The organism is Verrucomicrobiaceae bacterium, from assembly GCA_016713035.1.
In the GTDB taxonomy this organism is placed as follows: Bacteria; Verrucomicrobiota; Verrucomicrobiia; order Verrucomicrobiales; family Verrucomicrobiaceae; genus Prosthecobacter.
Genome location: JADJPW010000001.1, coordinates 46,470 through 70,713 on the forward strand (window position 1 = coordinate 46,470; position 24,244 = coordinate 70,713).

The window sequence follows — 24,244 nt, forward strand, 5'->3', positions numbered from 1 at the left end:
CCGGAAAAGTCGAAAGACTTTTCTGCTCATCCAAAGGACAAAATTGAAGCCCTCCATCGCCTTTCCTGGTCAGTCTGAGCAAACTGGCAGGCAGGTGCCTGATCAATCCGTAAGCGGTGGGAGACGGCGGACGGCCTCCTCGACGATGGCGATCGCTTTGTCCTGCACCTCTTCACCGAAGGACTGCTGGAGCAGGCGGACTTGGCAGGAGTATGCTTTGCCCTGCTCGAAACGGAGGGTGAAGTCGGTCGTTTTGAAGTGATCCGACGATTTGCGGCGATTGAGATCCGACCACGCAAAGGTATGCACACCGGAAGGACTGAACTCCGTGAGCCCGCTCTGACTCAAGACGACTTTGTAGCCCTGATTTCCCAGCCCGATGAGGGCGAGGACGCCACCAATGGCGATGAGGAAGAAGCCGATGATGATGATGCCGGAAATGGCCTTGAGGCGTCCGCCCATGCCGCCGTCTCCGAAATCCCGTGCGAAGAACCGCACCCGCTGGTACATCACCCAGATAAGGATCAAGGCGGAGAGCACAAATAGGGCTCCTAGTGCGAGAAACCCAGTCGAATACAAGCTGCCCACACTGAGAGTGACTTCATTGCCGAGAACTTCCCCGATGGATAGAAAGTCTGCCGGAGCTGGAAGGATGGGATTGGCTGCAAAAAGTGAAACAGATGACATGGGACTGAGGAAAATAGATGCCGAGGGACGCGGCGGTGGTTAATCTGGGGTTGTTTTCCTGCTTCGACAACTTCTCATCTCACCCTTCAAGTCCCCTACCCTAACCAATCTGCATGTTCCAAACAGGTCAAAAAATCGTGTGCATCGATGACGAGTTCGCCCCGTGGGTGTACGATCTCTACCGCATGCTCCCCAAGAAGGATACGACCTACACGGTGCGAGCTGTGGGCGTGGGTAGGAGCAATCCGAAGTTTGAGGTCAATGATGACGCAGAGATCAAGATGACGGACGCGGAGTTCGACATGCTGATCTTGCTGGAAGAGCTGCGTAACCCGGAAGATCCGCATTCGAGCGTGAAACAGGAGCTCGGCTTCCGGGCGGAGCGCTTTGCGCCACTGCTGGATGAGGAAATCGAGATCGAGGAGAAGGCCTGGATCGATCCGCCTCGCCGCACGGTGAAGGAGCGTGAGCTGGAGTTTGTTTGAGGCGTTTTGCGCTGATATTTGGCTCATTTTGCCCTATTCGGCTCTGTTTTGCGCCGCACGGAACGCAGGTGGAAACGTCAAGCGGTGAATAACAATCACGCGGACGTTGCCAGCACTTCAATTCGCGGTAAGAGCAAGGTTCGCTTTTGCTCTTTTCTCATGTCTCAATTCGCTCCTGCCCGTCCCAGGCCGCTCGATACTCCGGTATCTATCGCGGTCGTCGCCAGCTTGTACAACCATACTTTCGTTCAGGGGCTGCTCAATGCAGTAGCGGCAGAGCTGGAAGATCTGGCTCCACAGGCGACGCTGGATGTGTACCGCGTGCCGGGGGCGTTTGAGATCCCGGTGACGACGGAGCTGGTGCTGCGCAATAGCACGCCAGATGCCGTGATCGCTCTCGGCGTGATCATTCGTGGCAGCACTCAGCATGCAGACTTGGTGGGCAGCAGTGTGACACAGGCGCTGCAAGACATGGCGGTGAAGCATTGCACCCCCATCGTACATGAGGTGCTCCTCGTCGATGATGCCCAGCAGGCGGAGGAACGCTGCCTGGGGGCCACGATCAACCGTGGCACCGAGGCTGCTCGTGTGTGCGTGCAGATGATCAATCTTTTCGCCAAAATGCGTGCCGGATTCGCCGGTGAAACCGAACTCGCCTGATCACACGACCATGGGAAAACGCCGCGAAGGCCGAGAAGCCGCCGTCCAATACCTTTTCTCCCGCGATATGCATGGTGGGGGAGATGATAGCTTATTAGAGACCTTTTGGTCCCTGCACACGGCCAAGCCCGGAACCCGCCAATATGCTGAAAGTCTGATCCAGGGTGTGCTGAAGCATCAAGAAGCGATCGACGAGCATATCCGTGGATCTTTGGTGAATTTCAGTTTCGAGCGGCTTTCCACCGTGGATCGCAATGTACTGCGTCTGGCGGTGTACGAGCTGCTGCACTGCCCAGATGTCCCCCCACCTGTCGTGCTCAATGAAGCCATCGAGGTGGCCAAAGCTCTCAGCGCAGGTGAATCGGGCTCTTTCGTCAATGGCGTGCTCGATCGCCTGGCGAAAAAGCTGCGGCCAGCGACCAGTGCGGTCACTTCCGAAAAATGAAAAACACGGCTCCGCACATGCACAGTGCGGCCCAGAGGTAGTTCCAGCTCATCTGCTGCTTCATGTAGAATACCACAAAAGGCACAAACACGGCCAGCGTGATGACTTCCTGGAGGATCTTGAGCTGTGGCAGGCTCAGCGCGGTGCTGCCGATGCGGTTGGCCGGGACCTGGAGCAAGTACTCGAAAAGGGCGATGCCCCAACTGACTACGGCGGCGATGAACCAGGGCTTTGCCCTCATGTCCCGCAGATGTGCATACCACGCGAAGGTCATGAAGACATTGGATGCCACCAGCAGGCCCACCGTTTTGCAAATCGTCCAATTCATAGCCGTTCTTTTGCCCTAGCTGATCGGACTTGAAACCAAAAATTTGAAACTCTTGAACCTGCTGCTCCGCCCCGCTACGCTCCGCCCACTGTGATCCCCCGATTCATCGCCTCCATCTGTCTGCTGCTGGCCTGCGCCACCGCTGCGCCAGTGGAGCCGCGCACAGATGACCCCGGCGGCAGCCGCGAGGTGTCGCAGGAGCGGCAAAACTTCGAGCGGGCATGGATCGTGGCCACGCTAGGGCCGATCAAAAAGCATGTCCTCTTGCTCACCGAGCTGGAGAAGCGGCTCGCTACTGCTCGTGACTACACCGGTGCCATGAAGGCCCGTGAGCAACGGGTGGAGATGCAAAATGAGCTGGAACGACTGGATAAAAACCTGCTGCTGCTCCAGTCACGCGAGCAGTCGCTCCGTGCGGCGGCTTTGCCAGAGCGCATCACGCTCGCAGTGGAGGCGGCGACACTCCAGGGGCCGCGATTGGAGGCCGGGGCACTCACAGGCTGGTCGCGGCCTGGTGCAGCGGCCACGTGGAAGCTGCCCATCGGGCTGCCTGCGGGTGGCTATGAGGTCGTGCTGCGTTACCGCTGTGCTCCGCTGGAAGGCGGCAGCCTCCGCGTCAGTGAAGCACGCTTCACACTCACGGGCGACATCGAAACGACTCTGCGTGGGCCTGAGGAACGCGTGCTCGGCACCCTGAAGCTGACCGAGAATGCCCCCTCTCTCACACTCACAGCCGCCACGATTTTTAAGGACAACTTGATGCAACTCCTCGCGGTGGAGCTGATCCCATCCGCCACCCATTGATATGATGTGTCGTCGTCCCCATAAACTCCGCGCACTCTGTCGATCAGCCATCCTGCTGCCCACGGCTGCCGTGCTGGCGCAACTGGCCCCTACCACGCCGACAGCGCTGGAGACCTCTCGGCAGACGATGCTGCAAAAAGCCTTCGCCGACTCACAGCAGCTCACGGAGCAATACGCGACAGCCCTAGCGGCACGTGAGGCGGCACTCTCCGCAGCGGGTCATTACGAAGAAGCTGCCCGCTTTCAAAAGCGGCGAGAGGAGCTCACAGCACTCTATTCGGATGTGCCACGTGCCACCACGAGCGCACTCCCCTTGCCACTCGCCTCGGCACGGCTCGCAGGCTCCGCACAGGTGGCCAGTGAGACTTTGAGCACCCTGCGTAGCAGTGGCAGTGGAGCAGAGTGGCCGCAGTTTCGGCTCACACCAGGCAGCTATCATTTGGAAATGGAGGCGAGCATGCTGCCCGCGCCAGCGACCTTCTCGACACGCTTTCGTCCGCAGGACATGGCGGAGCTCGAGTTCAGTGAGGTCACCAGCCTCGCGGGCACGGCCACACCGACACGTTTCCCCGTCGTGATCCGTCAGAGCACCGACGAAACGACCTTCACCACGATCCGGGTAGGTCCGATGACATTCACACACGCGACGCCCACTCTGCGGCTCGTCACCACGGCCAGTTATCCGGCGAATGTGATCCGCATTCGGAATCTACGCCTCATCCCTCAGGCGGCTGCCAATCTGCCCGCAACACCGGCACAGGCCACGGCTGCCGCAGTGGACAGCACACAGGCACTCGAAGAAGCACGCCTCAGCCTCATCACGGATCTCGCAGCCGCGCAGCGTCCAGTCATCGATGCCTACCTCGCGTCTCTGGCCAAGCTCGCGACGACCGCCCCCACGCTCAAATCTCAAACAGACTCGGAGACACAGCGACTGGAGAAGTTCATCCAACGCGGCTTCAAAAGCACCCGCTTTTCTCCCCCCACGGCCATCGCCCTCATCGCACGCGGGCTGGATGGCTTCGAGGACTGGAGTGGGGCGCAGATCGTGGCCGATGCAGTGACCGCAGGGGATCGCTTCACCGTGCTGCATGAGAATCAAAAATGGCCCATCCGGCTACTCTGGCTCTCCTGCCCACCACCAGAGCCCGACGCGGCAGGTTTGAAGACAGCGGCGAGTCAGTTCGGCATCGAAGAGGATGATGCACTCACCGTGGGCCGCGCCGCACGCGAATTCACCACGGCCTATCTGCGTGACAAGCCACTGCGGCTGCTGGTGCGGCCCGTGCGTGACAAAGACGGCACCGCCGCCGCGCTGCTCTTTTTGTCCGATGTGGGTCTTTATCAGAATGTGCTCATCGAGCAGGGCTTCTCCACGCTGCAAGCACCACCGAAGGCGCTCAAACTCGGCACCGCAGAAAAATCGCTCCTCGATGCCCTCTCCCATCGTCAAACCGTCGCCCAAAAACGCCAACCGCCCGTGGGAGCATGGGCACTGAAAGTGGAGGCCACCAAATGAGACGTCCGCATGCCATCTGCTACTTCGCGGTGTTTTTCGCCATGCTCTCGCTCGCTCAGGCGCAGCAGCCCCCACTCACGCTTGATCAAATGGAGGCCATTTATCAGCGTGAGCTCAGCACGCGGCATATCCCACTGCTCACGCGCCATTTGCTCGAAGTGCAGCGCCTCGCCGCCACAGCCACAGATAAAGCCCCCTATGAAAAAGAGATCAATAGCCTCCAGCAGCTACTCAAAACAGGCGTGATCGACCTACGCACGGCCAAGGCCGGTGGCGAGACTCTCGCCCCCATGCCGATGCCTGCACCTGCACTGCCCAGAATAGCCGGCGAGGCCGTGATCACGCTCTTCCCTGCCCTAGCTGAAAATGCCACCAGCACCTCCACCACCTCCAACGTCGGCCAGATCGAGTGGCGGCTCGATCACATCGACGCGGGTCAGCATGACCTGCATCTCGAATATGCCGCTCCGGCCGCCGTGCTCGCACAGCCGATGCCACTCGTGCTAGAGCTCGGCACTGAGAAAATCGAGTCCACCCTGCCCCCCCGAACGCGCCACCGCAGACGACCACAGCTTCCGCATCATGCGCCTGGGCCGGATCAGCCTCACCGCGCCGCTACGGGGCTCCCGGCTCACTTTCACAGCCGGGCTCAAAAGTGCTCCAAACTTAGTTTTGCGGCATCTTTTCATCACTCCGGCCAAAACAGCCACTCCAGCACCGTAAACCGCCCGCCGCATGCTCCGCACCGCCTTCACACTTCTTTTCACCGCTCTTGCCGTCCTCTCACTCGGTAGCTGCAAACGCATCCAGGACAAGTTAGAGCGTCTGGCCGAGAAAAGTGGTGCCGTCACACCCAAAAAGACTGCCCCCAAAAAGGCCGAGCCCGTGCTCACCCCAGAGCAGATCGCGATCCAAAAGAAGCTCCAAGACCCTGTCATGATGCAGGGGGCCGCCCCCGAGCCCGTCATCCCTGCCGCGCCCGTCTTTGAGCTCAATAAATCTGCCAGCGTGGCCATCCTCGGATACCATGACGTGCGAGAGCGCGGTGGTAGCCCCATGCTCATCGCCGGGAGCAAATTCCGCCAGCAAATGCAAGCCATCAAAGACTCTGGCATTCCCGTCATCCCCCTAGCGGATGTCATGGCGTGGAAAAAAGGGGAGAAAAACATCCCCCAAGAAGCCATCGTCATCACTTTCGATGATGGCTGGGAAGGCGTCTATGAGCATGCATTCCCCGTGCTGAAGGAGTTCGGCTTCCCCTTCACTTTCTATCTCTACAAAAAATACGTCAACATCGGCGGCCGCAGCCTCACCTGGGACCAGGTGCGTGAAATGATGAAACACGGTGGCGAAGTGGGCAGCCACAGCGTCTCGCACGAGAACCTCAAAAAGAAGCCGAAGGCCCGCATGACCGATGCGGACTACCAAGCATGGATCCTCGCCGAATTGAAGGACTCCCGTGATTACCTGGAACAGACGCTCAAAATCAAAGTGCCCTCCTTTGCCTATCCCTACGGCATTTTCGATGACGAGATCATGAATACTGGCCTCCAAATCGGCTACGAGAGCCTCGTCACCGTCAACGGCCAAAAAGTCTCCTGGGAGAGCCCCAATGGCAAACTCGGGCGCTACATCGTCCATGGCGATAGCGATACGAACTTCAAACTCGCCACCAGCTTTCGCGGTCGAGGCGATGTGACCAGCAATAAATTCCTCCTCGCGGATGCGAAGAACGAGCAGGGCGACTTGCTCGTCAAACTCAGCCCAGCCCCCGACAGCACCATCACCGAGCGCAGCCCCATCATCACCGCAGATCTCAAAAATGCCGGCACCGTCGTCGCTGAAAGCGTGAAGCTACGCATCGGCGGACTCGGCATCGTCCCCGCTGAGTATGATGCGGCCACCATGACCCTGCGTTACGCCTTTCCCTACCGCCTGCGCCGCGAGGACTGCCTCGCCAGCCTTACCTTTCAGCGAGATGCCGCATCCCCCGCTGAGATCATCAACTGGCGCTTCAAAATCGACCTAAACGCCAGCTATGTGCCCGTGAACCACACACGCTCCACCACACCGAGCAGCACCCCGGAGTAATCGGTGCCCAGAATCACGCCGCGACTAGATCGTAGCCGCGCCAGTCTTTGATCTTCACGTCAGCGAACTGTCCCACGGGCAGTTTTTTGCTCACAAAGACCGTCGTGTCGATGTCCGGCGCATCCATCGCACTGCGGGCCACGCCAGGTTCCTCGACGAGCACGCGGACGGTTTTACCCACCTGCGTGTGATTGAATTTTTCAACGCTGCGCTGGATCGCACGCATCGCCTCATTCCACCGGGCCTTCCGCGTCATGTGGTGAATCTGGTCCTCCATCTGCGCTGCACGAGTGCCTTCCTCACGCGAGTAATTGAAGACTCCAGCACGCTCAAAACCCGTGTCATCAATGAACTGAATGAGCTCATTGAAATCCGCCTCCGTTTCACCGGGGAAACCCACGATGAATGTGGTGCGGATGGCGATGTCTGGGATGCCTGCGCGGATGCGTTTCACCAGATCACGGATGTAGGCACCATCCGTCTCTCGCTTCATCAGGCCGAGCATGTGGTCACTGATGTGCTGAAGAGGCATGTCGATGTAGCGGGCCACTTTCGGACTCTCTGCGATCGCCGCGATGAGGTCGTCACTCCAATGCGCAGGATGCGTGTAGAGTAACCGAATCCAGAAATCGCCCTCGATCTCATTCAAAGCCCGAATCAGCGTGGAGAGTGACTCCCCCTTGCTCGAATCCACACCACTGCGTGGCTTTGGCCGATCCTCAGTCCATTTATCCATACCGAAGTAAGTCGTATCCTGGGAGATGAGATTGATTTCCTTCACACCACTGGCCACGAGCTGCCGCGCCTCCTGCACGATACTCTCCTGCGTGCGGCTACGGTGCCTGCCACGAATGCGCGGAATGATGCAAAAGGAACAGGGGTGATTGCAGCCTTCCGCGATCTTGATGTAGGCCATGTGCTTCGGAGTCAGGCGGAAACGTGGCGTATTGTAGTCGGGGATGTACTTCGGCTGCTTCGTCACCAGGTTTTCCTGCTCGTGATCCTTCGTCCCCATGAGGTTCTGGATGATCGGTGCCACCTGAGTGATCTGGTCTAGCCCGATGAAGGCATCCACCTCAGGCATGAGCGAAGGCAGCTCCTCGGAGAAACGCTGCGAGAGGCAACCCGCGACGATGATCTTCTGCTTCGCACGCTTTTTGACCTCGCCACGCTGATCCACCGCATCATGCACAGCGCCGATGCTCTCCTTCTTCGCCATATCGATGAACGAGCAGGTATTGACGATGAGCACGTCTGCCAGATCGGCCTCGGGTGTCATGACCATGCCAGCCTGCTGCAGGTGGCCGATCATGATCTCCGAGTCGATGAGGTTCTTCGCGCAACCGAGGGAAACGAGGCCGACTTTAATCATGGGGCGCGGAGACTACCGCCTTTAAGCATCGCGGAAAGGAGAAACTAGCCTCCCTTTGCTACAGCGACTCATTTCGCATCCAACACCGAGCGCCAAAACGAGCGCATCAGGGCCTGAACAGTACTTTTTCGCCCCTTCATGTCCATAGGCCGGCCCATGTGAGCCACGCCGACGAGCGCAGGCATTACCTCGCCATACGCAGGCATTTCTCGCCAACCGAGCGCGGGTTCCTCTGGGGAATGATCAGGATTTGGGAGGTCAGTTTTCATAGGTCGGAAATCGGTTCAGAGGCTTTGAATCGCAGAGTTGGTTCGTTCGTTCGTTTCGAGAGTGAGAATCGCGTCACAAAAGTGAGAATTAAAGGCCAGCAGGATGACGAGCAACGAAGCCAGCCATGCTGCGGCTCTTCACACGCCATCTCGGGCCCTCGCCCACGCTACCACCGCTGGTGTCCATGCGCAGTCCGCAGATCGTCATGAACACATGCTCCCCGGGCTTCACCCACACCGTGATGAAGCGACCCTGACCCGCTTCGCCATAGTTCATGAAAGCACCGCTAGCCAAAGGCGCACGCAACAGTCCCGCTTTGATCAGCACATAGCTGACGCTGCCACTGCAATCATAAGCACTGTCTTCCACGCTGGCGTGGCCACCGCCGCGTAGGTAAGGCTTATTTTGAATCTTGTTAGCCGCATACACCGCATGCTGCACCGCCGCAGGAGCACCGGAAGCGAGTGACGCAAAACGACCATCAAAACGGATCGAGGAAGAGCTACCACCGCCGATAGCAGCCTGTGGAGCTGCCTGCCGAGGAGAGGGAGCCGCCTGGCGTGGAGCCACAGCGACAGCACGCGGAGCAGCCTGCTGCTGACGTGGAGCGCGGCCCGCAGCGGCCTGTTGGGCATGGTAAGCAGCCCAAGCGGCTTGGTTCTGGGCATAAGCCTGCTGCTGGCGGTGGTAGGCAGCCCAAGCAGCCTGGTTCTGGGCGTAGGCCTGTTGTTGGGCTTGATAAGCAGCCTGAGCCTGAGCGGCGGTGTAGTTGCCAGCGGCGTAGTAGCCGTTTTGAGCGAGGGCGGAGGAAGGTGCCGCCAGAACGAGCAGGAGGAGGCAGAGGGAAGCCAGAGCAGCGAAAGCAGTGCGTAGCGCAGAGCTGAAGGCGAAAGGGGTGGCAAAGAGGAGCATGGCAGATGCGTTGTTATGGAAAATATAGCTTCCATAACAACCACATCAACCATTTCTCATAGAAATGTGATAATTTCGTAAAATTGAGAAAACCGGAACGCTTGAATGCCCTGGTGGCAGGAATCAGGTCCACCTCACCCGGCTAAGCCGAGGACTTGCAATATGTATACCGCTAAAAGCGCGTTGATAACTGTAGTCGGCTATGAGTCTTTGCGCTGTCTAGTAGTTGGCGCTGTTTATGTTAATGCTCATGGTTTTGTTTATTATATGCTTGCACCTACACTTCATCCTCTCCCTCCCCATTGAAACGAATTAGCCCATCGCCCAAAAATGTTGCCCCATGAAGTTTCGTCGCCGCCCGCCATTTGTCCAAACCAGAGGTATCTCGCTCTTACCCATGATGTTGCCTATCACCTGCAAATATATAAGCTGAATAGGTCTTATGGGTCCTGTTGCATGATTCTCGTTTGAGCCAGGCCTGTGGTTTTGGGTGGCGATTAGGGTAGAGATGAGAGAAGAAAATTGGGGGGGGCGAGAGCTTGTTACTCTGTGTCTCTCCGTGACCGCTGTGGTTCACAAGACTTCTGAGTTCAAGGAGGCGGAATTTTCGATCAGGTGAGGGCTTTGGGTGGGCCGAGGACTTCGCTGAGGATGATGGCTTGGCGCATGGCGGCTGGATTGCCTCGGAGCTGGTGGAGGGTGCCGAGCAGGCTGTTCGCAGGGGTGGGTGTGGGGTGTCCTGCGGTGATGGGGTGTTGCTGGGCGCTTGCGGCTTTGGGGGCTTGGATTGGGGGAGCTGGTGCGGGCGTGGGGGCTGCTTGGCGCTTGGCTGGGCTACTGCGGGTGGCGGGAGCGGGCTTGGGGGGCTGGACTTTGGCCTCGCGGATTTCTTTCCAGGCTTTGCGGAGCTCTTCCCATGGGGGAGTGATGGTGGGGAGCGGTTTTTGAGGCAGCGGCGGTGGTTTTGCGGGCTGCGTGGGTGGCTTTATGTCGCGGCGGGTCTCGCGGGCTTTTTCTTGGCGCTCGAGGATTTCTTTGGCCTGTCGCTCGCCGGTCCAGGTTTCCCAAAGCCATTTCACGAAGCTGTAGATGACGGCCAGGACGATGATGGCGGCCTGGAAGTAATCGAACTCGGCGTGAAGCACGGTGGGAGTCATGATGCGGTGGTGGCAAGGGCTGCCTTATTTCGCGGTGGGGGCGTCGGAGGCGATTTTGGTGCGCATGTCGGTGTCGGCGAGCATGTTTTTGTATTTGGTGTAGTCCATGATGCCGAGTTGGCCGTTGCGGAAGGCTTCTGCGATGGCCATGGGGACTTGGGCCTCGGATTCGACGACGCGGGCACGCATTTCCTGGGTGCGGGCGGACATTTCTTGCTCCAGGGCGACGGCTGCGGCGCGGCGCATTTCGGCATTGGCTTGGGCGATCTTTTTATCGGCTTCTGCCTGTTCGGTTTGGAGCTTGGCACCGACGTTTTCTCCGACGTCGATGTCGGCGATGTCGATGGAGAGGATTTCAAAGGCGGTACCGGCATCGACGCCTTTGTGGAGGACGAGCTTGGAGATGCTGTCGGGATTCTCCAGTACGTCTTTGTAGGAAGCGGAGGAGCCGATGCAGGTGACGATGCCTTCGCCGACGCGGGCGACGACGGTTTCCTCGGTGGCACCGCCGACGAAGCGGTCGAGATTGGTGCGGACGGTGACGCGTGCGCGGACGCGGAGGGAGATGCCATCTTTGGCCACGGCGTCGATTTTGCCGCCGCGTCCCATGTCGGGGTGTGGGCAGTCGATGACTTTGGGGTTGATGCTGGTGCGTACGGCTTCGAGGACGGTTTTTCCGGTGCCTTTACAAGCGAGGTCGATGGCGCAGGCGCGATTGTAGTCGAGCGGGATGCCGGCTTTATCCGCAGCGATGAGGGCGAGGACGACGTGGGTGACTTCGCCACCGGCGAGGAAGTGTGCTTCGAGCTGATCGGTATTGATGGGGATGCCTGCTTTGGCGGCGGTGATACGGGTATCGACGATGAGTGCGTTTGGCACGCCGCGTAGCCACATGGCGAGTAGGGTGGTGAAGCTGACGGGGGCATTGGCGATCCACGCACGGAGCCAGAGATTGAAAAATTTCGTGCCGAGGAGAAGCAGGATTAGCCCGACGATGACGGCGATGCCGGTGAGGAGGATTTCAAAGGTGCTCATGGGAGTGGTGGGGTGTATTGGATGAAAGCGTGTGACGTGTGGAGTGGAAAAACCGTGTTAAATCGGACGGACGACCAAGGAACCGAAGTCTTGTGCGATGACTTCGATGGCGGTGCCGGCTGGTGCATGTCCTGTCTGGCAACGCACTTCGTAGCGCTGGCCGCCGATCTCTGCGCGGCCGAGTGGGCGTAGCTCGGTGATAGCGATGCCTTTGGTGCCTGGTGTGGCGGCTAGTTTTGGCTCTGCGCTGCTGCCGATGGCGGTTTCGAGGGTGAAGCTGCGCCGGAAAAACTTCACTGCGAACCATTTCAGCCACAACAGCATGACGATGGTGGCGAAGAGGATGATGCCTACGGCCATGGCTGTCCGCTGGGCTCCGCTCCAGTCATGCAGGTCGTCTGCGGTGAGGGTGAGCCAGACTGCCGTAATGAGGCTGAGTGTACCGATGATGCCTGCGATCATGCCCGGTAAGAATGTCTCCAAGAGGAGCAGCAGGATGCCGAACAGTGCGAGGGTGAGGATACTGACAAGCATGCAGGGGATGCTGGACGCCAGTGGTCTGAGCGTCAAGGGGGCTCTTCTGCCCGCTGCGCCGGGGCTAAAACTCAGCCTCGACACGCATGGCGGCGCTGAGGTGGGCGGCTAGCTCGCTAGCGGTGATGGGGTGGTGGCCTGCTCGCTCGGCGGCGTGGCCACAGAGCCAGGCTCCGAGTGCGGCGGCGCGGTGAAGCGGCACCCGCTGTGCGGCGAAGGTGGCACAGACTCCGGTGAGTACATCTCCCATGCCGCCACTGGCCATGCCGGAGTGGCCGGTGGTGTTGTAGAGTGTGACCTCGCCTGCGGTGGCGATGATGGTGCGGGCTCCTTTGAGCAAGAGGCTGCGGCCCGGCGCTGCTTTCACAAAGCGCTCTGCGAGTGTGCGCCGATCCATGCCGTGCCAGCCGGGGAAGCTGTCGAGGATGCGTGTCATTTCACCAGGGTGCGGGGTGAGCAGGCGCGGTAGGCCGTGCATTGCATCGAGCGTATCGGGATGGCGTGAGAGCATGGTGATGGCGTCAGCATCGAGGACGCAGGGCGCTTTCACCTGTCGTAACACTTCGAGGATCTCTTTTTCATGCTCAAAACCCAGCCCAGGACCGATGGCGAGTGCATCGGCCTTCAGATCGAGTGCTTCGCGGTAGTCATCGACGCATTTCACCATCACCTCGGGCGGCACGCGGGCGGCGAGTAGGTCATAGACGTCTTCTTTGACCAGGAGTGTGGTCAGGCCGGCTCCTGCGTGCAGGGCTCCGCGGCAGGCTAGCTCTGCTGCGCCGAGGAGGCCGCGTGAGCCTGCCAGGATGAGCACGCGGCCTGCATCGCCTTTATGCCAGTCATTGTGCCGGTGGGGCAGCCAGGTGCGGACGGTGTGTGGTGTGAGGATGGCGGCACCTGCATCTCCCTGCGCCTCTGCCAGAGCGGGGAGTGGCACGAGAGCGATGCGGCCGACGTTTCGCTCGGCACCGTCTTCGAGCAGGGTGTCTTTGATATGAGCGATGCAGGCGGTGATGTCGGCCTCCACGGCTTTTTTGCCACCAAGACCACTCGGTAGGTCCATGGCGATGATGGTGGCTTTGTGGCGCTGACGCAGCTCATGCATCTCTGTGGCCAGGGGGACGAGTTCTGGCCGCATTTCGCCGCTGGAGCCGATGCCGAGTAAGCCATCGAGCAGCACGAGTGGGCGGCGTGAGGATGCGGCAGCGGCCCGTGCATCGTCGATCTGTGTGAGCCAGGGGCCGAAATGGCCGCGTGGGAGCTCTTTCATCTCCGCTGGAGGTGCAGTGAGCCGTGCGAGGACACGCCAGCCTTTTTGTACCAGCTCACGGGCTGCGACGAGAGCATCACCGGCGTTGTTTCCTTTTCCGAGGTAGAGTATGAGTGTGCCTGGAGCAGGAAAAAACTGCTGCACGACCCGTGCGATGCCTTGGCCCGCCTCTTCCATGAGTGTGGCAGCGGAGATGCCGCGTGCGAAGGCTGTTTCTTCGCACTGCTGCATTTGCTGGCAGGTGAGGATCATGGTTGGCCGGTTTGCTCGATGAGTTGGCTTTTTAAGGCTCGGGCAAAGGTCTCTGCATCGGCGGAGTTGGCAGGGAGAGATGGGTTGCTGATGGCGGTGCCAGAGGATTTGGTCTTCCAGAGCTCGGGGAGCTTTTCTGGCATGGGGCCGAGGACGTGCAGGTGCATCACGCGGTCTCCCTCATCACGCATTTGAGCGGCCATGAGCTCTAGTGCGCCATCGACACGCGGTAGCGCGGCAAAGCGCAATGTACGCAGCATCGGGCGGCCGGTGAGCTCATGTGCGACGGAGAGCATCACGGCCAGTGGTAGGGCTGCGGAGTCCTCCCCAGCGGTGTAGGGCACGAGGATGAGATTGACCTCACGCCAGAGTTTTTTTCCAGCTAGCTCCGTGTCGATCAAGGCGCATTCCTGGCCTGCGGCATCAAAGCGCCGCCTGCGCATGGTGTAGCCCATGTTTTCTTCGCCCATGATGGACTGCAAATAGGCTGGCACGGCCTGGAGGGCATCTTTTTGGAGCAGGACGTGGCGGAGTAGTTCTGCATGCTTTTCGATGCCGCTGTGGCTGATCTCCCGCCTGAGTGCCTGGGCATACTTGAAGCTGCGATCTTCCTCTTGGTCTTTTTTGAGCTGCCAGATGCCAAAACTGGCGATGCCGAGGATCACGGTGCCTGCTGGGAAAATTACCAAGGCGGCACGAATCCAGCGGCCCGGATCTGGATGAGGAGTGGAGGAGGCTTCTGTCATGTGTAGCGACTCCCAGAGAGCCGAAGGATGGACGTTTGCCAAGTGCGGGCTTTTTACTTGGCGGGCTCGCGCATCAATTGCTCGCGGAGACTGCCAGCATTGGGCGGCGGGGCGAGTTTGATGCCATCAGCAGGCTCGACGGGCTCATCATCCGGCACGGGGATGGCTTTGAGCGGCACCTGCTCGGTGGGAGCGGGTGGCGGAGGAGGAATGGGGATTCCTGGCCGGGGGCGAATGACCGCTGGAGCCGCCGGAGGAGTGGGGAGGGCGGATTTTGGCGCGGTGGGAGCGGGGATGACGGTGGCTGAGTGGGTGCTGGGGGCTGGAACGCCGCGTTTTTTGAGCCAAAGAGCCCCACCACTGAAATGGGCAAAAATGGCACCGAGGATCATGGACCCGCCGATGAAGACGGCGGCTTTGAGCCAGCGTGGGACGCCATCGTTGAGTAAAAGGTGCTCTGGCAAGGTGGGGGCATGCCGCCGGAATTTTGAGCCCACTCGGGGGCCTGAGGCGGGGATGGATCGGCTGCGCCTGTGCGGAAAAGTAACTCGGCAAATCCCGCAGCGGGTGTTTCCTCTGCGGCGGCTACTGCGGGGGTGGTGAGTGCTGAGGTGACTGCTGTGGTGGTGGTCTTGGTGCCAGCACGGGTGACTGTGGCAGTCGTCTTGGGCTTGGTCTTGGTGATGAGGCGGTCTGTCTCCCCGCTGGAGGCCTGCGGCAGCGGTTTCACCAGATCGTGATGCTGCATGATGCGGGCAAAGCGAGCGAGGAAGTCTGCCCGCGTCGCTGGAGAGGCGTCCGCGATTTTTGCGGCTTCTTCATCGAGGAGACGGGGGATGGTCTCACGCTCGCGTGAGGCGGCTGGCGGCTCTGGCTGGACTCCGACGGGGGAGTGCATGCCGATGAGCAGCTTCGCCAATGCGGCGAGCCAACTGCCATGCCATGAGGGAGAGTTGGCCGCATTTTTCGACGGTGCTGGAAGTAGTGCGGCTGGATCTGTGCCACGGCCTGCCATGGAGGCGAGCGTGGGGTGGGCACGCACCATGATGTTGAAGGCGGGCCATTGATTGAGCCGTGTGGTGAGCAGCTTGGCCGAGCGCGTATCATCGCGGGAGAAGCCAGTGAGGAGGAAGATGTCCTCCAGCCGCAGCTTGCTCAGGGCGAGCGGTGAGGCGTCTAGCTGGGTGAGGGCTGTATCCAGATTCGCGAGGACGAGGTAAGCCTCCTGCACGTCGATGCTGCGTCGCTCACGGAGTAAATCGGCCAGGCTGATGCCTTCTGGGATTTCTTCTGCGAGGCAGGTGATGCCCTCGGCTTCATTGACGAGAGCGACGGTGATGAGCGCGGTGTTTTCACGCTTTTTTGTCGTCTTGAGTGCGGTCTGTGCGGCGGTGAGCACTTTGGGCGAGGTGACACGCGAGGGCGGCACCTGCTCGACGAGCACGGAGCGGCCCGTCTTGGTGAGCGTGCCGCGCATGCTGTATGGATTGGCCATGTCCAACCGCTGACTCTGGATGCGGACGAGATTGACCACGCCGCGTGCGACTTCCTGATAACCAGCCAGCAGGGGTGCGAGCAGCGCACGGGGCTTCTGCGCAGCGGGGATCTCGCCAGAGAGATGCTCTGGGGCTAGCCGCTGGAGTGCGGCGATGAGCTCACGCATGGCTGTGGTGACACTGGAGCCAGAATTCGTGAGGCAGCTCCCGAGTAGCTCCATCAGATCGGCAGCGGGCACCGGGTGATCTGGCAGAGCGACGTTGCTGGTGGTCTGCTCATTGAGAAAGGACTTCAAAAACTTCGCCTGCTTTTCAAAGCCACTTTTGAGGGCCTTTTTCTTCGCGACACCCGTGGTATCGAGCACACGGAAGTCGGCTGCGAGCACCTGCACCGTCTGCGGCCCGGTCTGCACGACGCGGAAGCCATCCAGCGGTGATTCGGTCAAATAATCGCCACGCTCCGCCACCGCGACGGCTGTCTCCAGCGAGCGACAGGCCAGCATGACGGCGAGCCAGCAGGGGATCTCGTTGAGGCGGGTCAGGTAGGAGCGCAGAGGCTCCCCGTCGATGCTGGAGGTGATGTAAAAGGCATTCCCCTCATCTTCACCGAACTCGATCATGCGTGCGAGAGCTGGGTGGCCCTCATTTTGAAGCGTGCGGCAGGCACTCTCAAAGGCAGCACGATTGGCCACCGGCTTCAGCAGCACATGGGTATGGACGAATTCGAGCTTGCGGGTGTCAAAGGCCAATACGGCCACCTGTCCGGCATCACGCACGAGCTCGACGTTGTTGCCGTCGGCGTCTTGGACGATTTGATAGTGCCTGAACTGGTTCGGCTCCGACATGCGGGGGCGTTTTTTGTGAAAGGGGGTGAGCGTGTACTGACGGGCAGAGATGTTCCTCCGCAGCAGTGGCTTTTCAAGGACGGGTTTCCTCCAGCACCCAGTGTTCGTAGCTAGGGGCGATGTGTTCCGGCCTCAGAGCGATGATTTCTGGCACCTCGTAGGGGTGTAGCTCGCGTAGCCGTGCCTCGCAGCGGGGCAGGGCGGTGGCGCTAGTCTTGATGATGGCCAGCACCTCCTGGGCAGACTCGGTCTTCCCCTGCCAGCGGTAGATGGACTCCACGGCGGGGAGCAGATTCACGCAGGCGGCTAGTTGAGCTTCCACCAGGGCCGTGGCAGCATAGCGGGCCTTCTCCATGTCGGGGAAGGTGCTGAAGAGGACGAGTACTTCGTTCATACTCGCTATCTTATATGAGATCCGCATTCATCGACAAGCTCATCAAACGTATGGACCGCCTGGAGCCAGGCGAGGTGCAGGGCATCGTCATCGAGCTCCTGCGGGAGAAAGGTCTGCTGGAAAAGGTCTTCGAGGCCCTACGTGAAGGCGTGATCCTCCTGGGCCAGGATGGCAAGGTGACGTATGTGAACCGTGCCGCCTGCCAGTTCTTCGGCATGGATAAGGCGGCCGTCATAGGCCAGCAGCTCGCCCAGGGCGTGCGTGGGCTCGACTGGGAGGCGCTGATGTCGCCAGGCACCGTCGTGAGCCGTGACATGGAGGTATTTTACCCAGAGAATCGCTTCCTGAACTTCTACATCACCGCCATCGACGATGGCACCACCGCGATGGGCTTTGTGATGCTCATCCGCGACGTGACGGAGACGCGGAAACGCACCGAGGAGCAGATCGAGAGTGAGCGGCTGAATGCCTTTACCATGCTCGCAGCAGGCGTGGCTCATGAACTGGGCAATCCGCTCAACTCACTGACCATCCACCTCCAGCTCCTGGAGCGGCGCATCAAGAAAATGGGGGCCAAAGGTGAACCGCTGCGTGAGCACCTGGATGTCGCTACTGGTGAGATCAAGCGCCTGGACAGCATCATTACCCAATTCCTCACCGCCATCCGCCCCACCAGCCCACAGCTCCAGCGCACCAGCATCCGCGACTTGCTCGATGAGTGCCTGAAGGTGCTCCAGCCCGAGATCAGCCGTGCAAAGGTCAAAGTGAGCCTCGATCTGCGCACCGATCTACCCGACATGCCGCTCGATCCCGCGCAGATGCAGCAGGCTTTTCTCAATCTCATCCGCAATGCCTGCCAAGCGATGCCGAAAGGCGGCGTACTCGTCATTCGCGGCACCTTCACCGATTTTGAGGTGCGGCTCGACTTTGAGGACAGTGGCAAAGGCATCGCCGCTGCGCAGATGGGGCGGATGTTTCAGCCCTTTGCCACCACACGCAGTGGCGGCACGGGATTGGGCCTCCTCATCGTGCGCCGCATCCTGCGTGAGCATGGGGGCGAGATCGACATCGAGTCCCGCGAGGGCAAAGGCACCCGCATTACCCTCTGGCTCCCCCTAGTGGAAAAAAAGACCCGCCTACTCGCCGCGCCGGGTGCAGAGCCCACGGCAGAAGACGGCAAAGAACCGCCGCCAGGCCTCTGAGCCGCTGCGGCAGCGCCCCCGAGCTGCCTCTTGGCTTGCAAAGCTCCCGTACCTCGCCAAAGAACGCGCCCTTCTTATGCCTGCCACCCCCGTCATCAATCTCCGCAAGGGACATGCTGTCCGTTACAACAACGACGTCTGCCTCGTTTCCGAAACTGAACTCAAAACACCTCCGCGCATGGCTTCCTATGTGCAGATGTCCATCCGCAGCATCACCAGTGGTAAGGTCTCGAACCTGCGCATGACCTCCAATGAGTCTCTGGAGTCTGTCAACCTCGTCCGCGACAACCACGAGTACAGCTACAAAGATGGCGACGGCTACCATTTCATCCACCCAGAAACCTTCGAGGACGTGCTCCTCGGTGATGACAAGATCGACGAAAAGACCCGCAAATACCTCATCGAAGGCCAGAAATACCTCGTCATCTTTACCGACGACGTCGTCGCAGGTGTGGAATTGCCCGCCAGCATCGTCATGACCATCACCGATAGCCCCGAGGGCGTGAAGGGCGACTCCGCCAACAACGTTTACAAAGAGGCCACCACCGAGTCCGGCCTCCGCGTGCAGGTCCCCCTCTTCATCGGCCCTGGTGATAAAATCAGCGTCAAAACCGAAGACGGCACCTATCTGGGCCGCTCGAATTAATCGGCCCCTCTCTCGTAGAAATTCCAAATGCCCGACCGCGAAAGCGTTCGGGCATTTTTTTCTTCACAAAACCGTAAAAATATCCTTCAATCCGCCGCGCTGCGGAAAATCCGCCCGTCCCCAATAAAAACTATCCTCCATCATACCATGAAGAAAGTCGCGCTCACCCTGCTCGCCCTCTCCCTCAGTCTCACCGTTGCTTCTGCTGGCGATGCCACCAAGGATGCCATGAAAAAGTACCATAAGCCCGAAGACGCAATCTGCAAAAAAGTAGGCAAGGGCGAGGCATCCAGCGCAGACCTCAGCACGCTGCTGAAATGCTACGAAGCCATGAAGGCCGACACTCCCGCCAAAGGCGACAAATTCTCCTGGGAAAAGAAAACCGACGCTCTCATCAGCGCCATCAAGAAAGTGCAAGGCGGAGACAAGTCCGGCATCGCCGACTACAAGAAAGCCGTGAACTGCAAAGCCTGCCACGACGTGCATAAGGGCAAATAAAGCCGCTCTAGCACAGCTCTTCACCATTCACAGACGCCTGTGGTGCCTCATCCGCCCACAGGCGTTTTCTTTTTACCAAGAAGCCACCACCTCATACGCATAACCACGCAGATACTCCGTCTCTGGGATCGTCGCCAACATAGGATGATCCGCACTCTGGCTAAAGGTGCGCACGCGGCGCAGCACCTTCCGCGCATCCACCGCAGCCTCCGTGATGCTGCTATGGAACTCTCCTGCGCTGACGTGGTGTGAGCAGGTGAAAGTGGCAAAGATGCCGCCTGGCTCCAGCATCTTCATCGCACGGAGGTGAATCTCTTTGTAGCCGCGCAGCGCATCCCGCACGGTGCTTTTACTCTTGGTGAAGGATGGCGGATCGAGGATGATGAGGTCGTAGCGTGCATCCGCAGCCTCTTGGCGCTTCAGGAAATCAAAGCAGTTTTCCGCCACGCAGTGAATCTTGGCCCCGGAGATTTCTGCGTTCTTTTTGGCAATCACGATCGCCGCCTCACTGATGTCCACCGCCGTCACCTCTGCCGCACCGGCCAGTGAGGCCGCTTGGGCGAAACCACCTTGATTTGAAAAGCAGTCCAGCACGCGGCGTCCCTTCGCCATCGAGGCGACATGTTGGTAATTATCGAGCTGATCGAGGTAAAGGCCCGTTTTTTGGCCCTCGATCAGGTCCGCATGAAAGGCACTGCCACCATGTCGCACCACAAAAGGCTCCGGCGTCTCACCCGAGATGACACCTTTCACCTGCTCCATCCCCTCCGCCAGCCGCACAGCCCCTTCATTGCGCTGTACGATGCCGCGTGGCTTCAGCAGCTCATTGAGAGCCTGCACGATCATGTCCTGTCTCTTATCCATGCCCAGCGTGAGCGTCTGAAGCACCAAAAAATCACCATACCGGTCCACCACCACTCCCGGCAGCCCATCCGACTCACTCCACACCAGGCGGCACAGCCGCATATCGGCCCCAGCAGCCTCACGCAGCTTGATCGCACGTTCGATCCGCCGGGTGAAGAAATCCTGATCCAGATCCTGCCGCCGGTAAGAAAACAAGCGGGCGCTGATTTGCGATTTCGGATTGTAAATGGCACTTCCCAGCGGTTTTCCCCGCACATCCTGCAAGCGCACCACATCGCCAGGCTGTGGATCACCGGCTCGTTTTTGGATTTCGGTGGCGTAAACCCAGACGTGACCATGAAAAAGGCGTGCGCGGGGCTGGATGATGAGTGTGGACATGCGTGGAGACGTTAAAAGATGCGTTTGAGCCGCAATGCAAGCGCGGTGACTCTCACACACCACCGATAGTCGTGTTGACGCTCGAACTTTGGGCACCGTTGCATTCGACAATCCGCATTCGTCATTCACCATAAGATCATCATGAAACTCGCGCTCAAAATCCTCGGCGTTCTGTTCCTGCTCGCACTGGCTGCACCGCTAGCCCTCACGATGTGGGTGCGCGGCTACGCCACACCGGAGTATCTCGTTCGCCTCACCGAAGAGTCCTGCAACTGCCGTGCCGAGCTCCAAGAATCCACGCTCACCCTTTTCACCTGGCCACCCACACTGCGGCTGAAAGGCATCAAAATCGCCCCACGGGATGCCTTTGTCAGCAAACCACTCGCAGAAAGACCCCGCCTAGAGTCCGCCCCCGTGCAGATCGAGCTCGCCTACGCCGAGCTACTCAGCGACGACATCTGGCGCGGCCTCGTGACGCCCAATCTACTCCGCATCAGTGGCGTGGAGGTCTGGGAGACGCTCGATCCACAGACCGGCAGCTCCCTGGAAAAGCTCTTTCAGCCACCACCAGCGCCCGATGCGCCAATCGCCGCCGTTGAGCCCGCTTCGGTGCCCAAAGCACTCCCTGTGCCCGATGAGCCACCGCCCCCAGGCACCCCGCGCACCTACACCATCGAGCCCGCACCGCCCCTCGCACCGCCACAGGCCTTTCCAGCCCCCGGAGACATCGAGCCGCCCATGCCCGAGATGGTCAAAGCCGAGCGCATCCCCCTGCGTGAGGTGCGCATCGAAAAAGTCCACGCTCACATCACCAACAAAGAAGTCGCCGCACAATTCGACGCCGACATCAGCGACCTAGAGATCGCCTTGACCGACATCGACGTCGATCCAGCCAATCCAGCCCGTCACAACACCCTCAACATCGATCTAGGTGGTCACGCCATCGTGCGCGGCGTGGCCGAAGTCAGTGGCCGCATGCAGGAAGTGACCTTTGCAGACATCCGGCTCATCGGACAGGGCGTCATGCATCCCATGGACCCCCAGGCAGGCGTATGGCGGCCCGCGACCAAGCTCACACTCACTCTCGAGCGCGGATCGCTCCTCGGCGGCCACATGACCGTCGGAGATGCCGCCGGGCAGCAGCTCGACCAGCTCCTCAAACACGGCATCGACATCCGTGACGTGCGACTCGGTGGCCCACTCGCAGAAGACGCCGTCGCCGTCATCGAGCATCAAAATGACGTCCTCACTTTCCGCCAGCCCATGCACGTCGTGCTGCCAGATTTCCAATTCACCGTCAAACAAGACGCCTGGATCGACCCCGTACATGACCAGCAAGGCGTGCCAGTGAGAATCACCTTCGGCCCCGTATTGCGTGAAAACATCCTCCGTGGCATCGCACAGACCGGATTGGGAGAAACCATCGGTCGCATGGTCATCGGCATGATCTCCGATGATCGCGGCAATCCCTACCTCGACCTGCAAATCACCGGCTCACTCTCCAAACCGAAAGTCACCCACAGCCTGATGGGCAAGCTCGAAAAAGTCGGCAAAGCCACCGGCCTCAAAGACCTCATCAGCAACCCCGCAAAAGCCAAAGGCCTCCTCGAAGGCCTCAAAGGCCTCCGCGGGCTGTTTAAATAGCGCCAGAACTTTTTTGTTCCTGAATCCTCGTCACACTGCCATCTCATGCTCCCCGAATTCATCCGCGACGACACGTATTTCATGCGTGAGGCTCTGCGGCAGGCCCAAAAGGCTGCTAAACAGAATGAGGTGCCCATCGGCGCGGTGATCGTGCATGAGGGGAGCATCATCGCACGGGCCTGGAATCAGGTGGAGACGCTGAAGGATGCGACGGCGCACTCGGAGATGCTGGCGCTGACGCAGGCGCAGAGCGCGGTGGGGGGATTGGCGGCTGGAGAATTGCGATCTGTATGTGACGAAGGAACCCTGCCCGATGTGCGCGGGCGCGATCGTGCACTGCCGTGTGCGGAGGGTCATTTTTGGCTGCGGTGATCCGAAGGGCGGCGGCGCGGGCGGTTTCTGGAATCTGGTGCAGGCTCCGAATCTGAATCACCGCTGCGAAATCACTCCTGGAGTGCTCCAGGATGATTGTGTGGCCATTTTGAAGGATTTTTTCGCCGAGGCACGTCGTCGCCGCGCGGAGGGGCGTGAGCATGCGAAGGGCATTCATCGACTGGATGAAGCAGAATGCCATCGACCTGTGTGTCGCAGGGGAGGAGGCCTGGCTGGTCAAAGAACGCGGCTTGGCGAATCTGTGTGCCGAGGCCGGTATCCCATGCTGGGGCCCGGTGAAGGAGGCGGCGCAGTTGGAGGCATCGAAGGGCTTTGCGAAGAAATTTTTGAAGCGTCATGGCATCCCGACGGCGGATTTCACCATCTGCACGGATGCCGCGCAGGCGAAGGCGGCACTGACGGAGGTGCCCATCGTGCTGAAGTTCGATGGATTGGCCGCAGGCAAAGGCGTGGCCGTTTGTACCAGCCAGGCGGAGGCGGAGCAATTCATCGACGAGGTGATGGAGAAGCGCTGCTTTGGCGCTGGTGACTTGTTGGTCGAAAAATGCCTCACCGGGCCAGAAATCTCCATTTTCGCGAGTGTGTGTGATGATCAGTATCAGATCCTCATGCCAGCACGGGACTACAAGCGAATCCGCGATGGCGATGAAGGGCCGAATACGGGCGGCATGGGTGCGGTGGCATCCATGCAGCTAGCGGATGCAGAGACGATGCGCCGCATCGAGGCAGAGATCGTGCAGCCCACGGTGCGCGGTCTGCTGGCTGATGGGCTCAAATATCGCGGCTTTTTGTATTTTGGCCTGATGCTGACTCCGAGCGGCCCGCAGGTGATCGAGTACAATTGCCGTTTCGGTGATCCAGAGGCGGAGGCGGTGCTGCCGATGCTGCGCGGTGATTTTTCCCAGTATGTGTTTGAGGCGGCGAAGGGCTCTCTGCGGCCAGAGTTGATCCAGTTCGCGGCGGGATGGAGCATCTGCCTGATCAGTGCGAGTGCGGGTTATCCGGCCTCTTCTCGGAATGGAGATGTGATCAGCGGCTTGGAGGCGGTAAGCGCGGATGCACGCGTCTATCACTGCGGCACCCGCCGCAATAGTGCAGGTCAATTTGAGACGAATGGAGGCCGCGTGCTCGCCATCGTGGCCCAGGGCACCACTCGGCATGAAGCACGCGATAAAGCGTATGCAGAGAGTGCTAAAGTGAGCTTCGGCGGCATGCAGCGCCGCTCAGACATCGGCACGCGGAATTTCGAGTGAGTTCTGTCTCTTTCTGCCTGCCCAGGTCTCCCGAATAACCTGAATTTTTATCCACAGATTTCAC

The 24,244-nt window shown here is 59.8% G+C and carries 25 protein-coding genes and 1 pseudogene; 13 read left to right on the forward strand and 13 right to left on the reverse strand.

Features of this window, described 5'->3' with window-relative positions:
• Positions 1-102 precede the first annotated feature (102 nt).
• Positions 103-687, reverse strand: a complete 585-nt coding sequence (locus IPK32_00185; GenBank protein MBK8090443.1) for a hypothetical protein — start codon at positions 685-687, stop codon at positions 103-105.
• A 113-nt stretch (positions 688-800) separates the two neighbouring features.
• On the opposite strand from IPK32_00185, the gene IPK32_00190 reads away from it, so the two are divergent.
• The 3 genes from IPK32_00190 (at position 801) to nusB (ending at position 2,277) form a co-directional block, all read left to right on the forward strand.
• Positions 801-1,172: a hypothetical protein gene (locus tag IPK32_00190; GenBank protein MBK8090444.1), complete on the forward strand. Its 372-nt coding sequence runs from the start codon at positions 801-803 to the stop codon at positions 1,170-1,172.
• A gap of 159 nt (positions 1,173-1,331) precedes the next feature.
• The gene (ribH, locus tag IPK32_00195) at positions 1,332-1,832 is read left to right on the forward strand and encodes a 6,7-dimethyl-8-ribityllumazine synthase (GenBank protein ID MBK8090445.1); all 501 of its coding nucleotides are present in this window, start codon (positions 1,332-1,334) and stop codon (positions 1,830-1,832) included.
• Between the two features lie 10 nt (positions 1,833-1,842).
• A complete protein-coding gene (nusB, locus tag IPK32_00200; GenBank protein ID MBK8090446.1) occupies positions 1,843-2,277 on the forward strand; it encodes a transcription antitermination factor NusB in 435 nt (144 codons plus the stop codon).
• Here the strand turns inward: nusB and IPK32_00205 are convergent.
• Positions 2,261-2,605, reverse strand: a complete 345-nt coding sequence (locus IPK32_00205) for a DMT family protein (protein MBK8090447.1) — start codon at positions 2,603-2,605, stop codon at positions 2,261-2,263. The genes nusB and IPK32_00205 overlap by 17 nt on opposite strands.
• A gap of 90 nt (positions 2,606-2,695) precedes the next feature.
• Here IPK32_00205 and IPK32_00210 point away from each other — a divergent pair, with 90 nt between their 5' ends.
• The 4 genes from IPK32_00210 to IPK32_00225 are packed head-to-tail and all read left to right on the forward strand — an operon-like array spanning position 2,696 to position 7,019.
• Positions 2,696-3,409, forward strand: a complete 714-nt coding sequence (locus tag IPK32_00210; protein ID MBK8090448.1) for a hypothetical protein — start codon at positions 2,696-2,698, stop codon at positions 3,407-3,409.
• Position 3,410: 1 nt separating this feature from the next.
• Positions 3,411-4,928: a hypothetical protein gene (locus IPK32_00215; GenBank protein MBK8090449.1), complete on the forward strand. Its 1,518-nt coding sequence runs from the start codon at positions 3,411-3,413 to the stop codon at positions 4,926-4,928.
• Positions 4,925-5,722: a hypothetical protein gene (locus IPK32_00220; GenBank protein ID MBK8090450.1), complete on the forward strand. Its 798-nt coding sequence runs from the start codon at positions 4,925-4,927 to the stop codon at positions 5,720-5,722. The genes IPK32_00215 and IPK32_00220 overlap by 4 nt, the downstream gene beginning before the upstream one ends.
• Positions 5,664-7,019 (forward strand): polysaccharide deacetylase family protein, encoded by a 1,356-nt coding sequence (locus IPK32_00225; GenBank protein ID MBK8090451.1) that lies wholly within the window; start codon positions 5,664-5,666, stop codon positions 7,017-7,019. The genes IPK32_00220 and IPK32_00225 overlap by 59 nt, the downstream gene beginning before the upstream one ends.
• 13 nt (positions 7,020-7,032) lie before the next feature.
• Here IPK32_00225 and rimO read toward each other — a convergent pair whose 3' ends face one another.
• From rimO to IPK32_00275, 10 genes are all read right to left on the reverse strand, one after another.
• Entirely contained in the window at positions 7,033-8,391 is a 1,359-nt protein-coding gene (gene rimO / locus IPK32_00230) for a 30S ribosomal protein S12 methylthiotransferase RimO (protein MBK8090452.1), read from the reverse strand.
• A 357-nt stretch (positions 8,392-8,748) separates the two neighbouring features.
• Entirely contained in the window at positions 8,749-9,573 is an 825-nt protein-coding gene (locus tag IPK32_00235; protein MBK8090453.1) for a hypothetical protein, read from the reverse strand.
• A gap of 611 nt (positions 9,574-10,184) precedes the next feature.
• Entirely contained in the window at positions 10,185-10,730 is a 546-nt protein-coding gene (locus IPK32_00240) for a hypothetical protein (GenBank protein ID MBK8090454.1), read from the reverse strand.
• 24 nt (positions 10,731-10,754) lie between these two features.
• Positions 10,755-11,765, reverse strand: a complete 1,011-nt coding sequence (floA, locus tag IPK32_00245; GenBank protein ID MBK8090455.1) for a flotillin-like protein FloA — start codon at positions 11,763-11,765, stop codon at positions 10,755-10,757.
• A 57-nt stretch (positions 11,766-11,822) separates the two neighbouring features.
• Positions 11,823-12,299, reverse strand: a complete 477-nt coding sequence (locus IPK32_00250) for an NfeD family protein (protein MBK8090456.1) — start codon at positions 12,297-12,299, stop codon at positions 11,823-11,825.
• 64 nt (positions 12,300-12,363) lie between these two features.
• Positions 12,364-13,821: an NAD(P)H-hydrate dehydratase gene (locus IPK32_00255; protein ID MBK8090457.1), complete on the reverse strand. Its 1,458-nt coding sequence runs from the start codon at positions 13,819-13,821 to the stop codon at positions 12,364-12,366.
• Entirely contained in the window at positions 13,818-14,567 is a 750-nt protein-coding gene (locus IPK32_00260; GenBank protein ID MBK8090458.1) for a hypothetical protein, read from the reverse strand. The genes IPK32_00255 and IPK32_00260 overlap by 4 nt, the downstream gene beginning before the upstream one ends.
• Positions 14,568-14,620: 53 nt before the next feature.
• Entirely contained in the window at positions 14,621-14,959 is a 339-nt protein-coding gene (locus IPK32_00265; protein ID MBK8090459.1) for a hypothetical protein, read from the reverse strand.
• A complete protein-coding gene (locus IPK32_00270) occupies positions 14,956-16,908 on the reverse strand; it encodes a hypothetical protein (GenBank protein MBK8090460.1) in 1,953 nt (650 codons plus the stop codon). The genes IPK32_00265 and IPK32_00270 overlap by 4 nt, the downstream gene beginning before the upstream one ends.
• 73 nt (positions 16,909-16,981) lie before the next feature.
• Positions 16,982-17,302, reverse strand: coding sequence for a divalent-cation tolerance protein CutA (locus IPK32_00275; GenBank protein ID MBK8090461.1), 321 nt, complete (start codon positions 17,300-17,302; stop codon positions 16,982-16,984).
• Between the two features lie 14 nt (positions 17,303-17,316).
• Between IPK32_00275 and IPK32_00280 the strand changes: the two genes are divergently transcribed.
• From IPK32_00280 to IPK32_00290, 3 genes are all read left to right on the forward strand, one after another.
• Positions 17,317-18,504, forward strand: coding sequence for a PAS domain S-box protein (locus IPK32_00280; protein MBK8090462.1), 1,188 nt, complete (start codon positions 17,317-17,319; stop codon positions 18,502-18,504).
• A 76-nt stretch (positions 18,505-18,580) separates the two neighbouring features.
• Positions 18,581-19,150, forward strand: coding sequence for an elongation factor P (locus IPK32_00285; GenBank protein MBK8090463.1), 570 nt, complete (start codon positions 18,581-18,583; stop codon positions 19,148-19,150).
• A 147-nt stretch (positions 19,151-19,297) separates the two neighbouring features.
• A complete protein-coding gene (locus tag IPK32_00290; protein MBK8090464.1) occupies positions 19,298-19,648 on the forward strand; it encodes a hypothetical protein in 351 nt (116 codons plus the stop codon).
• Between the two features lie 72 nt (positions 19,649-19,720).
• Here the strand turns inward: IPK32_00290 and IPK32_00295 are convergent, their stop codons facing one another.
• On the reverse strand, positions 19,721-20,890 hold the full coding sequence (locus IPK32_00295) for a class I SAM-dependent rRNA methyltransferase (GenBank protein ID MBK8090465.1): 1,170 nt from the start codon (positions 20,888-20,890) through the stop codon (positions 19,721-19,723).
• Positions 20,891-21,031: 141 nt separating this feature from the next.
• Here IPK32_00295 and IPK32_00300 point away from each other — a divergent pair, with 141 nt between their 5' ends.
• The 3 genes and pseudogenes from IPK32_00300 (at position 21,032) to purD (ending at position 24,180) form a co-directional block, all read left to right on the forward strand.
• Complete coding sequence (locus IPK32_00300; protein MBK8090466.1) at positions 21,032-22,534, forward strand: hypothetical protein; 1,503 nt, start codon at positions 21,032-21,034, stop codon at positions 22,532-22,534.
• Between the two features lie 81 nt (positions 22,535-22,615).
• Positions 22,616-23,051, forward strand: a pseudogene (locus IPK32_00305) (nucleoside deaminase).
• A gap of 16 nt (positions 23,052-23,067) precedes the next feature.
• The gene (gene purD, locus IPK32_00310) at positions 23,068-24,180 is read left to right on the forward strand and encodes a phosphoribosylamine--glycine ligase (GenBank protein MBK8090467.1); all 1,113 of its coding nucleotides are present in this window, start codon (positions 23,068-23,070) and stop codon (positions 24,178-24,180) included.
• The last annotated feature ends 64 nt before the right edge of the window (positions 24,181-24,244 follow it).